This is a genomic window from Paraburkholderia sp. J41 (assembly GCF_905220235.1).
In the GTDB taxonomy this organism is placed as follows: Bacteria; Pseudomonadota; Gammaproteobacteria; order Burkholderiales; family Burkholderiaceae; genus Paraburkholderia.
Genome location: NZ_CAJMZE010000015.1, coordinates 99064 through 111452 on the forward strand (window position 1 = coordinate 99064; position 12389 = coordinate 111452).

The 12389-nt window shown below is 66.2% G+C and carries 11 protein-coding genes; 4 read left to right on the forward strand and 7 right to left on the reverse strand.

Annotated elements, in window-relative coordinates:
• Nucleotides 1–97: 97 nt before the first annotated feature.
• The 5 genes from U5805_RS17490 to cysS all read right to left on the reverse strand — a co-directional run bounded on the left by U5805_RS17490 (nt 98) and on the right by cysS (nt 6812).
• Nucleotides 98–1348: an aspartate kinase gene (locus U5805_RS17490; RefSeq protein WP_322104746.1), complete on the reverse strand. Its 1251-nt coding sequence runs from the start codon at nt 1346–1348 to the stop codon at nt 98–100.
• A gap of 518 nt (nt 1349–1866) precedes the next feature.
• Complete coding sequence (tilS, locus tag U5805_RS17495; RefSeq protein WP_322104747.1) at nt 1867–3294, reverse strand: tRNA lysidine(34) synthetase TilS; 1428 nt, start codon at nt 3292–3294, stop codon at nt 1867–1869.
• A gap of 48 nt (nt 3295–3342) precedes the next feature.
• Nucleotides 3343–4314, reverse strand: coding sequence for an acetyl-CoA carboxylase carboxyltransferase subunit alpha (locus U5805_RS17500; protein WP_322104748.1), 972 nt, complete (start codon nt 4312–4314; stop codon nt 3343–3345).
• 156 nt (nt 4315–4470) lie between these two features.
• The gene (locus tag U5805_RS17505) at nt 4471–5367 is read right to left on the reverse strand and encodes a DNA repair protein (RefSeq protein WP_322104749.1); all 897 of its coding nucleotides are present in this window, start codon (nt 5365–5367) and stop codon (nt 4471–4473) included.
• Nucleotides 5368–5414: 47 nt separating this feature from the next.
• On the reverse strand, nt 5415–6812 hold the full coding sequence (gene cysS / locus U5805_RS17510) for a cysteine--tRNA ligase (protein WP_322104750.1): 1398 nt from the start codon (nt 6810–6812) through the stop codon (nt 5415–5417).
• A 321-nt stretch (nt 6813–7133) separates the two neighbouring features.
• On the opposite strand from cysS, the gene U5805_RS17515 reads away from it, so the two are divergent.
• The 4 genes from U5805_RS17515 to U5805_RS17530 all read left to right on the forward strand — a co-directional run bounded on the left by U5805_RS17515 (nt 7134) and on the right by U5805_RS17530 (nt 9999).
• Nucleotides 7134–7847, forward strand: coding sequence for a tetratricopeptide repeat protein (locus U5805_RS17515; RefSeq protein WP_322104751.1), 714 nt, complete (start codon nt 7134–7136; stop codon nt 7845–7847).
• Nucleotides 7848–7908: 61 nt separating this feature from the next.
• A complete protein-coding gene (locus U5805_RS17520) occupies nt 7909–8490 on the forward strand; it encodes a peptidylprolyl isomerase (protein WP_322104752.1) in 582 nt (193 codons plus the stop codon).
• A 175-nt stretch (nt 8491–8665) separates the two neighbouring features.
• On the forward strand, nt 8666–9160 hold the full coding sequence (locus U5805_RS17525) for a peptidylprolyl isomerase (RefSeq protein WP_322104753.1): 495 nt from the start codon (nt 8666–8668) through the stop codon (nt 9158–9160).
• 41 nt (nt 9161–9201) lie between these two features.
• Nucleotides 9202–9999 (forward strand): UDP-2,3-diacylglucosamine diphosphatase, encoded by a 798-nt coding sequence (locus tag U5805_RS17530; RefSeq protein WP_322104754.1) that lies wholly within the window; start codon nt 9202–9204, stop codon nt 9997–9999.
• A gap of 21 nt (nt 10000–10020) precedes the next feature.
• Here the strand turns inward: U5805_RS17530 and cysE are convergent, their stop codons facing one another.
• Nucleotides 10021–10968 (reverse strand): serine O-acetyltransferase, encoded by a 948-nt coding sequence (cysE, locus tag U5805_RS17535; protein WP_322104755.1) that lies wholly within the window; start codon nt 10966–10968, stop codon nt 10021–10023.
• Between the two features lie 230 nt (nt 10969–11198).
• The gene (locus U5805_RS17540; protein ID WP_322104756.1) at nt 11199–12074 is read right to left on the reverse strand and encodes an RNA methyltransferase; all 876 of its coding nucleotides are present in this window, start codon (nt 12072–12074) and stop codon (nt 11199–11201) included.
• Nucleotides 12075–12389: the final 315 nt, after the last annotated feature.

Genomic DNA, 12389 nt, shown 5'->3' on the forward strand with positions numbered 1-12389 from the left:
CATTGCGCGGGCGCAACACCGTGCATTCCGCTACGACTCTCATGACCGGCGCGGCGTCACTCCGCGTTTATCGTCGCGTACGACCCGACTGCGGCCCTCAAGCCTGTTCGAGTTCGAATGCCTTGTGCAGCGCACGAACCGCCAGCTCCATGTACTTCTCGTCGATCAGCACCGAAATCTTGATTTCCGAGGTCGAGATCATTTGAATGTTGATGCCCTCTTCCGAAAGCGTGCGGAACATCTTGCTCGCCACGCCCACGTGCGAACGCATGCCCACGCCCACCACCGAAACCTTCGACACCTTCGCGTCGCCGAGCACCTGCTCCGCGCTCACGTGGCCCTGCACGGTATTCTTGAGCACGTCCACCGCGCGCTGATAATCGCCGCGCGGCACCGTGAACGTGAAGTCGGTCTTGCCGTCCACGCTCTGGTTCTGGATGATCATGTCGACGTCAATGTTCGCTTCCGCCACCGGGCCGAGAATCTGGTACGCGATGCCGGGCTTGTCGGGCACGCCGGCCACGATAATGCGGGCCTCGTCGCGCTGGAACGCGATACCCGAGATGACTGCTTTTTCCATGGTCTCGTCTTCTTCAAAAGTGATCAGGGTGCCCGACTTCATTTCGGTGTCGAGGTCCATCATCGGATCGGTCAGGCTCGAGAGCACGCGCGTCTTCACCTGATACTTGCCCGCGAATTCCACCGAGCGGATCTGCAAGACCTTCGAGCCGAGGCTGGCCATTTCCAGCATCTCTTCGAAGGTGATGCGATCGAGCCGGCGCGCGTCGTCGACCACGCGCGGGTCGGTCGTGTACACGCCGTCCACGTCGGTGTAGATAAGGCATTCGTCGGCTTCGAGCGCGGCCGCCACGGCCACCGCCGAGGTGTCCGAGCCGCCGCGGCCGAGCGTGGTGATGTGGCCATCGGGGTCGATGCCCTGGAAGCCCGTGATGACGACCACCTTGCCGGCTTCGAGGTCGGCCAGCACGCGCTCGCCGTCGATGTTGTTGATGCGCGCCTTCGTGAACGCGCTGTCGGTCTTGACCGGCACTTGCCAACCCGTGTAGCTGATCGCGTCGACGCCCGCTTCCTGAAGGGCGATCGACAGCAGGCCGACGCTCACCTGTTCGCCGGTCGACGCAATCATGTCAAGCTCGCGCGGATTCGGTTGCGGCGAAATCTCTTTTGCGAGACCGAGCAGACGATTGGTTTCGCCGGACATCGCCGAAGGCACGACGACCATCTTGTGGCCAGCCTTGTGCCATTTCGCGACGCGCTTGGCGACGTTCTTGATGCGCTCGACCGAGCCCATCGAAGTGCCGCCGTATTTGTGTACGATGAGTGCCATTGTCGTTCTGAACTGGAGATGTTTCCGCGCTGGCGCACTGAAAGACCGCGCCGCCGGGACGCTCACGGCCTGGCGACGGTTTCATGCAGCGCGTGCAGCACGCGCGGGATTGTCCTGCCGGGTCGCCCGGGATGCCGCATCGTGCGATGCGCGCGTGAATTGCCTGCGCCCTGGAACGCCCTGCCCGCATGCCGCTACGACGTCCCTGCAACCGTCGGATACCGCTCGAAGGAAAAATCGCGCCTTCACGGTCAACGCCGCTTTTGACGGCGTCCGTGAACGCGAAAAAGCGGGCTGGACAAACGAGTTACCCTACCCGAACGACGCCAAAATTACAAGACGGTACTGGCGCGCGAAGCGGCAAAAACGCCGGCCTGACAAGGATTTGCGGGAAATCCGCACAATCCGGTCATGGCGCTTGCCAGTGGCTTGCGACGCACGAGCACGGCGTCGCGCATCGTCGGCAAATCCCGCCTGACGCGTTCAAGCCGACGTTCAAGCCGGCGCTCGCGCCTGGTTCAAGCGATCGTCAGATCCTCGCGCCATTCGATACGCCGCCACGCGGCGCCGCTTCGCGCCCCGGAAGCGCCGAACGCGGAACGATTCACACCGATACGGGGCACGTACAGCAACGTATCGCCGACGTAAAGCAACGGCACGTCGCGCTCCCACGCGGGCACGCCGCGCGTCTGGAACAGGTTCTTGAGCGTACGGCTCACGTTGGCCGCCTCGTCGCGCACGCGCTCGCCGCCGCTGCGCTCGCGCGCGACGAGCGGCGCGCGCCGCAGCACGGCTTCGGGCACCGCGTCGGCGTCGTCGGCATTCGCCGGAGCGAATACGAAGGTGCCGCGCCATGCCGGCAAACGCCAGATTTCCTCGCCGCGCCATGCGAGTTCGACGCTCGGGTGCGCGGGCGCTTCGGCTTCGGCTTCCGCGCGCGGCGTTTCCCATGCAACGAGCCCGCGATAGCAACGCAAGCGCCGCCCCGCGTGATCGACACGCAATGCGTGGTCGCCGGCACCGCGTTCGTCATCGCGCGCGATGTCGCAGAGCTGGCGCAGCGCATCGTTCAACCGCGCCGCCGAAGCGGCCGGCAAACCGAGCGCGCGCATCCAGTAGCGCAACAGATTGAGCGCACGCGCCTCGTCGAGCGCGACGAGCGCCGCCTGCGCGAGCGCGCGCCCTCCTTCGCGAGCCGCGTCGCGAAAATCCATCTGCGCGAGATCGTCGAGCAAACGTTGCGACGCCGCCGCATGCGCGGCCGTGCGCGCGAGCGCTTCGCGATAGCCGGGAAAATGCGCCGCCAGCGCGGGCGTGACGTCGTGACGCAAGGCATTGCGCGCATAACGCGTGTCGTCGTTCGATTCATCGTCGACCCAGCGCAAGTCGTAGGCGTGTGCGTAGCGCTCCAGTTGCGCGCGCAACAAACCGAGCAACGGGCGCACGCGCGGCACGCCGTTCGCGCGCGCGCGCACGGGCGCCATCGCCGCGAGACCCGCCAGGCCCGCGCCGCGCAGCAATTGCAGCAGCACCGTTTCGGCTTGATCGTCGGCGTGTTGCGCGAGCCAGAGCGCGGCTACGCCATGCACGGCGCACATGGCGTCGAGCGCGCGATAGCGTGCGTCGCGAGCGGCCGCCTCCAGGCCCGCCGCGTCGTTGCGCGCCACGTCCACCCGGCGCGCGTCGAAGGTCACGCCATACGCGCGCGCGGTCGCCTCGCAGTGCGCGAGCCAGGCGTCGGCGTTCGGGCTCAGGCCGTGATGCACATGCAACGCGACGACGCGCGCCGCGCCCGCCGCGCGCACGGCGGCATCGAGCAGCACCGACGAATCGAGACCGCCGCTGTACGCCACGGCAATGCGCGCGTCGCCCGGCAGCGCGCAAAGCACGACGCCGAGCGCATCGAGAACGATGCGCCCGGCGTCGGGATCGGGATGATGAGTCATGAAACGACGACGGCCTGCGCCGCCGGCCCCATGAACGCGCGCGGCGCGTTACGCGCCCGGCGTCGTTTCCTTGTACTTGCCGTAGGCCATCAGGCGCTCGTAGCGGCGCTCCTTCAGCTCGGCGATGCTCATGCCCTGGAACTGGCGCAGCGAGTCGGAGAGCGCGCGGCGCAGCAGCGCGGCCATGCCCTTCGGGTCGCGGTGCGCGCCGCCGAGCGGCTCGTTCACAATCTTGTCGATCAGGCCGAGCGCCTTGAGGCGATGCGCGGTCAGGCCGAGCGCCTCCGCGGCTTCCGGCGCCTTCGCCGCACTCTTCCAGAGAATCGACGCGCAGCCTTCCGGCGAAATGACCGAATACGTGGAGAATTGCAGCATCATGACCGTGTCGGCCACGGCGATCGCGAGCGCGCCGCCCGAACCGCCTTCGCCGATGATCGTCGTGATGATCGGCGTTTTCAGCTCGGCCATCACGTAGAGGTTGCGGCCGATCGCTTCCGACTGGCCGCGCTCTTCCGCGCCGATGCCGGGGTACGCGCCCGGCGTATCGACGAACGTGAAGATCGGCAGGCCGAACTTCTCGGCAAGGCGCATCAGGCGCTCGGCCTTGCGATAGCCTTCCGGGCGCGGCATGCCGAAGTTGCGCAGCGCGCGCTCCTTCGTGTCGCGGCCCTTTTGCTGGCCGATCACCATGCAGGGCTGGCCGCTGAATCGCGCGAGGCCGCCGACGATCGACAGGTCGTCCGCGAACGAGCGGTCGCCGTGGAGTTCGTGGAAATCGGTGAACAGCTCATGCACGTAATCGAGCGTGTACGGACGCTGCGGATGACGCGCGATCTGCGAAACCTGCCACGGGCTCAGGTTCGCGTAGAGGTCTTTCGTGAGCTGCTGACTCTTCTTCGACAGCCGCTCGATCTCTTCCGAAATATCGACGGCCGAATCGTCCTGAACGAAGCGCAGTTCTTCGATCTTCGCTTCAAGCTCAGCGATCGGCTGTTCGAAATCCAGAAACGTGGTCTTCATGATGAGTGGGAATCCTTCACTTTGCGGCAGCGCGTATTCTAACCGCGCCGGCCGCCGCCGAAATCGGCGAAGAACTATCAATTTCTATTAATTGATAGGATTTTTCTTATGCAGCATGCAGCCGATCGAGACGCCCATGCGGGACGCCGACGCGCCCTAAGACGGTTCGAGGCTGCGCCACATATACCAGGTTGCGACAGTACGCCACGGCTCCCAGTTCGCCGCGACCTCGCGCGCCTCGCTGCGCGTGACGGGTTCGCCGCTGAAATAATTGACGCTGATCGCGCGGATCAGGCCGAGGTCGTCGAGCGGCAGCACGTTCGGGCGCGCGAGATTGAAGATGAGGAACATCTCCGCGGTCCAGCGGCCGATGCCGCGAATGGCCGTCAGCTCCGCGATCACGTCTTCGTCGTCCATCGACGTCCATTTGCCGACGTGCAACGCCCCCGACACGAAATGCTGCGCGAGATCGAGGATGTATTCCGTCTTGCGCCGGGAAAGCCCGCACGCGGCGAGTTTCTCGTGGCCGAGCTTGAGGAACTGCTGCGGCACGAGCTTCGGACACGCGGCTTCCACGCGCTGCCAGAGCGCCTGCGCGGCCGTGGTCGAAATCTGCTGGCCGACGACCGAGCGCGCAAGCGTGACGAACGGGTCGTCGCGGCTCAAGAGATGCACGGGGCCGAACTTCGGAATCAGCTTCTTGAGAATGCGGTCGCGCTTGACGAGATCGGCGCACGCCTTGTCCCAGTAACCGGGACGCTGCACTTCGAACTCGAGATCGCCGAGCACGGCCGCAGCCGGCTCCACCGCTTCGAGCGCGGCAGCCTTCTCAAGTGTCGCGTCGATTGCCTCGCCCTCGAGCGCCTCATGCGAATGCGCCGTGCCGTTGGCCTTCGCGCGCGCGGTTTTCGCCGGCTTTGCCGACTCTTTCGCGCTCGCGCCATTGGGCGCCGGCTTCGTGCCGCGCGCGGCGCGTTTGGTCACAGCGCCCGCTTCGGCGGCGCCCGTTAGCGACGCCGGCCGCCTGGCCTGCGTCTTCGTGGCCGTTGCCATCCTGCCTCCTGCCTCGCGAATCGATCAGTGGAAACTGGACAGCCCGCTCACACGCGGCGCCACTCCGTCAACCCGCCCGGTTTGTCTTCGAGCGCGACACCGGCTTCGAGCAGCTCGGCCCGAATCCGGTCCGCCTTCGCATACTGCTTCGCCTGCTTCGCCGCCGTGCGCGCCGCAATTTGCGCTTCGATCGCGCCCACGTCGAGCGCGCCCGCATCCTGCGCGCCCGCCGCCTGCTGAAGGAACGCGCGCGGCTCGCGCACGAGCAGGCCGATCACGCGCGCGAGCTGCTGCAACTGACGCGCCAGCGCCGCGTCGCGCGTGCGGTTCACTTCCGTCGCGAGTTCGAACAGCGCGGCGACCGCGAGCGGCGTGTTGAAGTCGTCGTTCATCGCCGCCTGGAAACGCTGCGCATACGGCTCGTTCCAGTCGAGCGCGTTCGCGTCCGGCGTCACGTCCTTCAACGCGGTGTAGAGGCGCGTGAGCGCGTTCTTCGCGTCGTCGAGATGCACGTCGCTGTAATTCAGCGGCGAACGATAATGCGCGCGCGCCATGAAGAAGCGCACCACTTCGGCGTCGTACTTCGCGAGCACTTCGCGGATCGTGAAGAAGTTGCCGAGCGACTTCGACATCTTCTCGTTGTCGATCTGCACGAAGCCGTTATGCATCCACGTGTTGACGAACGTCGTGCCGGTCGCGCCCTCGCTTTGCGCGATTTCGTTCTCATGGTGCGGGAACTGCAAGTCCTGACCGCCGCCATGAATGTCGAAATGATCGCCGAGCAAGGTGCAGCCCATCGCAGAGCATTCGATATGCCAGCCCGGCCGGCCGCGCCCGTATTTCGAATCCCAGCTCGTGCCGGCCGGCTCCTCCGGTTTTGCCTGCTTCCACAGCACGAAGTCAAGCGGGTCCTGCTTCGCATCGTTCGTTGCCACACGCTCGCCCGCGCGCAGGTCTTCGAGCGACTTGCCCGAGAGCGCGCCGTAGTTCGCGAATTTGCGCACCGCGTAATTCACGTCGCCGTCGGTGCCCTGATACGCGTAGCCGTTGCGCTCCAGCTTGCCGATCATGTCGAGCATCTGCGGGATGTACTGCGTCGCGCGCGGCTCGTGGTCGGGACGTTGCACGCCGAGCGCGTCGGCGTCTTCGTGCAGCGCCGCGATGAAGCGGTCGGTGAGTTCGCGGATCGTCTCGCCGTTTTCCACGGCGCGGCGAATGATCTTGTCGTCGATGTCGGTGATGTTACGGACATACGTCACGTCATAGCCGAGCGTGCGCAGCCAGCGCTGCACGATGTCGAACACCACCATCACCCGCGCATGCCCCACGTGACAATAGTCGTACACCGTCATTCCGCAGACGTACATGCGTACGACGCCGGGCACGAGGGGCACGAAAGTTTGCTTGTCACGCGCGAGCGTGTTGTAGATGCGCAGTGATTCCATAAAGACGATGGATACGTGGGTCGAGATAAACCGCGAGGAAGCCGCGGCGGCGCCGGAAGCAGCCGGCGGGTGGCGTTGCACCGCGATGCTCGGGCTGCCGCTTGCCGGTCCTTGCCGATACCGCCATGCGAACGAAGCGGCAACCGGCGGAGACGACCACGAGTGGCGAAACGAGTGACAAAAGGAAGCCTGGCGATTCCTGCGGCGCGCCCGAACTTGCCCCCGGATATGAACCCTTGCTTCGCGAGGGACAAAGCGCGCGACGAAACGCACAGACCTTTTGTTAGAATGGCTCGGAGTATAACACCGCGACCTCACCCTATGAAACCTTCCAGCGGCCGCGCGCGTCGCGCTGCGACCCTTGCCGCGTCGGCTCTTGCGAGCGTCGCGTTCGTGCTGTGCAGCGCGAGCATCGCCCATGCCGCAGCGCCCGCCACGTCCGATTCCACGCCCGGCGCCGACAGCGCGATTGCGCAGCGCGACTGGGCTTCGGCCCTGAAACAGCTCGATGCGCGCATCCAGTCGAACCCGCACGACGTGCAGGCGAAATTCAAGCGCGCCACCCTTCTCGCACGCCTGAATCGCGACGACGACGCCATCGAGGCATTCACCGAACTCACGCAGCAGTATCCCGAGCTGCCCGAGCCGTACAACAATCTCGCCACGCTCTACGCAAAGCACGGCCGCTACGAAGAGGCGCGGGTCGCGCTCGAAACGGCCACGAAGGCGAACCCTTCGTACAGTCTCGCGTGGGAGAATCTCGGCGACCTGTATCTGCGTCTGGCCGATTCGTCCTATAAGCGCGCGCAGTCGCTCGGCCACACGAGCGGGCCGACCGCGCAGCGTCTCGCCGATCTCGAAAAGATCGTCGCGCCGCCGCCCACGGCAAAGAAAAAGCGCGCCGCGGCGACGGCCGACGCCGCATCCGACGCGACTTCGAAATACATCGCGCCCACGCTGAACAATCCGGCGTTCCAGTTCGGCGGCCCGACCGGGTCGCTCGCGATGCCGCCTTTCGTGGCGCCATCGAACTAAGCCGCGGTGCGCATGCCGCATGCGCACCGCGACACGTTTTCCCGTACTTCCGAGGATACTCATGAAATGGTTGATGTTGGCGCTCGGCAGCGCCGCCCTGATCGCGAACGCACCCGCCTTTGCGCAGGCCCCGACGGCGGCCGCGCATCCGCAAGTGCTTTTCAAGACCAGTGATGGCGACATTCGCGTCGAGCTGTATCCCGAGAAGGCGCCGAAAACCGTCGACAACTTCCTGCAATACGTGAAATCCGGCCAGTACAACGGCACGATCTTTCATCGCGTGATTCGCGGCTTCATGATCCAGGGCGGCGGCTATACGTCGAGCTTCGTCGAGAAGCCCACGCGCGCGCCCATCCCGCTCGAAAGCCGCAACGGCCTGAAGAACCTCGCGGGCACCATCGCGATGGCGCGCACGAGCGATCCCGGCTCGGCCACCGCGCAGTTCTTCATCAACACCGTCGACAACGCGGGCCTCGACTATCCGAACCCGGACGGCAACGGCTACGCCGTGTTCGGCAAGGTCACGCAAGGCATGGACGTCGTGAAGAAGATCGAAGCGTCGCCCACCACCTCGCGCGGCCCGATGGCCGACGTGCCGCAGAAGGAAATCGTGATCCAGTCGGCGACCGTCGTCGGCAAGTAACGCGCCCCGCAAGCAAGCGCAGCATGTCATAGGTCGGGCGAATCGCCTGACCGGGCGGCACCGCCGCCCTTTCCCGTCGCACGGTCGCGGCGGCGGCACACGCGAAGGCTCAAGCCACGCCTCGTGCCGGCGCCGCACCGTCCTTCCCCCCAAGCCACAGGCAAAGGATTCCATCATGGTCGAACTGCACACGAACCACGGCGTCATCAAGCTCGAACTGAACGCCGAGAAGGCCCCGAAAACGGTCGCCAACTTCCTCAACTACGTGAAGAACGGCCACTACGACGGCACGGTGTTCCATCGCGTCATCGACGGCTTCATGATCCAGGGCGGCGGTTTCGAAGCCGGCATGAAGCAAAAGCCGACCGAAGCGCCGGTCGAAAACGAAGCGAACAACGGCCTGAAGAACGAGCGCGGCTCGATCGCCATGGCGCGCACCAACGACCCGCATTCGGCGAGCGCCCAGTTCTTCATCAACGTCGCCGACAACGACTTCCTGAACCACTCGTCGCCGACGCCGCAAGGCTGGGGCTACGCCGTGTTCGGCAAGGTCGTGGACGGCCTCGACGTGGTCGACAAGATCAAGTCGGTCAAGACGGGCTCGAAGGGTTTTCATCAGGACGTGCCGGTGGACGACGTCGTGATCGAGAAGGCCATCGTCGTCGAATAACCGGTTTCGACCGCTTCCAACTTCTACGCGACTCTTCAGCGATGCTGCAGGAAAAGGCTCTACGATACGCAGCGGCGGGCGTGCCCGGCGAGGGCAAGCGCCCGCACGCGGCGCGTCCGTTTCTGTTCATTTCCGACGTGCATCTGAATGAGGGGATTCCGCGCACGGTCGCCGCGTTCGAGCGCTTCATCCGGGTCACGGCCGATCAGGCCGACTCGGTGTTCATTCTCGGCGACCTCTTCGAATACTGGATCGGCGACGACATGCTCGCCGATCCGTTCGTCGCGCGCATGGCCGCGCTGATGCACACGCTCTCCGAGCGCGGCATCGCGCTCTACGTCATGCATGGCAACCGCGACTTCCTGATGGGCAAGCGCTTCATGAAAGCGGCGGGCGCGATCTATCTGCCCGACCCCATCGCCATCACCGCGTTCGGCACGCGCGTCGCGCTCGCGCACGGCGACGCCATGTGTACCGACGACCGCGGCTATCAGCTCTTTCGCAAGATCGCGCGCAACCGCATGCCGCAGTGGTTCTTTCTCGCGTGGCCGTTTCGCTGGCGCAAGGCGCTCGCCGAGCGCGCGCGGCGCGCGAGCGAAATGCGGCGCGAAGGCCCGCGCCTGCCGAAATACGACGTGACCGCGCGCGGCGTCGCGGCGCTATTCAAGCGCGCGCGCACGAACACGATGATTCACGGTCACACGCACCGGCCCGCGCGGCATCAGGAGCCGGGCGGCACGCGCTGGGTGCTGCCCGACTGGGATCTCGATCATGGCGCGCCGCGCGGCGGCTATTTGCGTGTGGATGCCGAAGGCTTTCGCATGATGCCGATCGACTGAAGCGCGCGGCGGACGTTTCGCTCAAACGCTCGCGGAAGCGCTCTCTTCGCGATTTTCGGCTTGATGAGGCGCTTGCGGCGACGACCGCGCCGCGCTGCACTCCGCGCTGTACTCCACGCTGCACTCCGCGCTGTACTCGATTCCCGCCGACAGACGCCGCAACTCGGCCAGCGCCGCATCGGCGCCATGCAGCGCTTCGAGGCGCGTGCCCAGCCGTTCGAGCGCGACGACGATCGCATCGACGCGCTGCGCCTGCGTGGCCGCGTGATCGATCAAACCATGAATCGCGAGCGAAACGGGATCGTCGGCGTTAGGCGTGATGCCGTAAGCGCAAAATCCGTCGCGCGCGGGCCGCGCCTTCGCCGCGCCGCCTCTGCCGTCGCTCCCGTCGCTTTTGACGTTCGCGGCGTTTTCGCTCATCGCGTCCATGTTGCCCGCCTCGTTTGCCGGCTTCGCGGGCGCCACGATGCGCGCGGGATTGCCTACCGCCGTCGCCCCTTCCGGCACCGGCTTCACGACCACGGCGTTCGAACCGATCTTCGCGCCCGCGCCCACGGTGAAACCGCCGAGCACTTTCGCGCCCGCGCCGACGATCACGCCCGCGCCGAGCGTGGGGTGACGCTTCGCGCCGCGCGTGAGCGAGGTGCCGCCGAGCGTCACGCCCTGATAGATCGTGCAGTCGTCGCCGACTTCGGCCGTCTCGCCGATCACGACGCCCATGCCATGATCGATGAACACGCGCCGGCCCACGGTCGCGCCCGGATGAATCTCGATGCCGGTCAGAAAACGCGCAAGCTGCGAGACGTAACGTGCGAGCCAGCGATATTGCGCGCGCCAGCACGCATGCGCGAAGCGATGCAGCACGAGCGCGTGCAAGCCCGGATAACAGGTCAGGACTTCCCAGGCGCTGCGGGCGGCGGGATCGCGCTCGCGGATCGTGGCGATGTCTTCGCGAAGTCTCTTGAACATGGCAGTCACGCTGTGGACGTGGGAATCATGGGGAACGGCCGCGCTGTGGCACGCCTTGGACGCGCGGAATTCGCATGCGTCCTCGACGTCCCGCGCGGCGGCGTGCGTTCGCTCGAGCGTGCTTATGCGCGCTTTGGCATATTCGAACGATTCTAGGCGCAAAGCGGCAACGCCGCCGGAAGTCCCCGCCGGCGTCAAGGTCGACGCAATGCCAATGCCGGCGGCAATCGTCAGCGGTTGGCGCCGTTCTTGCCCTTGAGCATGAGGATGTGTTTTGCGATACCGCGCACGATGTTGACCTCTTCGCGTTCCAGCCCCGAACGCGCGAACAGACGCCGCAACCGCGACATCAGCTTCTTCGGGTTGGCGGGATCGAGAAAGTCGAGCGCGATGAGCGCGTTTTCCAGATGGACGTACATGCGCTCGATGTCGTCGCTCGTGGCCAGCGGCGTGGATGCGTTCGCCGCGGGCGCGGGCGCCGCTGGATGCGCCGCGCCGCTCGCGCCGCCGTCGAGATACGCGAGGCGCAGTTCGTAGGCGAGAACCTGCACCGCCTGCGCGAGATTGAGCGAGCTGTATGCCGGATTGGCCGGAATGTGCGCGAGCGCCGTGCAACGCTCCACGTCGTCGTTGGACAGGCCGGTGCGCTCGTTGCCGAACACGAGCGCGATGTCGCCGCCATGCCCGACCTGCCGGCACGCATCCAGCACGGCGTGACGCGGCGCGGCGGGCGGCGGACCGTATTCGCGCGTGCGCGCCGTCAGCGCCAGCGACCATTGCGCGCCCGCGAGCGCGTCGGCGAGCGTAGGCACGATGTGCGCAGCCGCGAGCACGTCGTCGGCGCCGCTCGCCATCGCCACCGCCTCGGGATCGCAGTGAACTTGCGGCACGCGCGGCGCGACCAGCACGAGACGCGAGAAGCCCATCGTTTTCAAGGCGCGCGCCGCCGCGCCGACGTTGCCCGGATGGCTCGGCTCGACGAGCACGAAGCGCGTGGAGGTGAAGCCGCGGCGCTGCGGCTCGCGGGCGTCGCCCGGTGCCGACGGGCGAGCCGCGGGAGGATGGGCCGAACCGGCGGCCGAGGCGGGTGAATCGGGGTGCTCCAAGATGGTTCTCTGCGGCGAAAGCGGAAGGAAAACGCGTATGTTAGCGCGGCTTGGGATCGCGGCGCGCGCTTCCCTGACTTCATGCGGCCGCCGCAGCGCGGGTCAACGCGCAGGTCAACGCGCGGGTCAACGTCCTGGCCGTCGTGCGCGCGGGCCGCGTCATGGCGCGCCAGACGCGCCCGGACTCGGGTAAAATGCCGGATTCGCGCGCGTTTTTGCGTTGCGCCGTGCCGCCGCAGCCGTGTTGGGCTTAACGTAACGGCTCGCGCCATGCCGGCAGCCGCTGCCGCCGCGCCTCGCTCTTATCCAATTCGT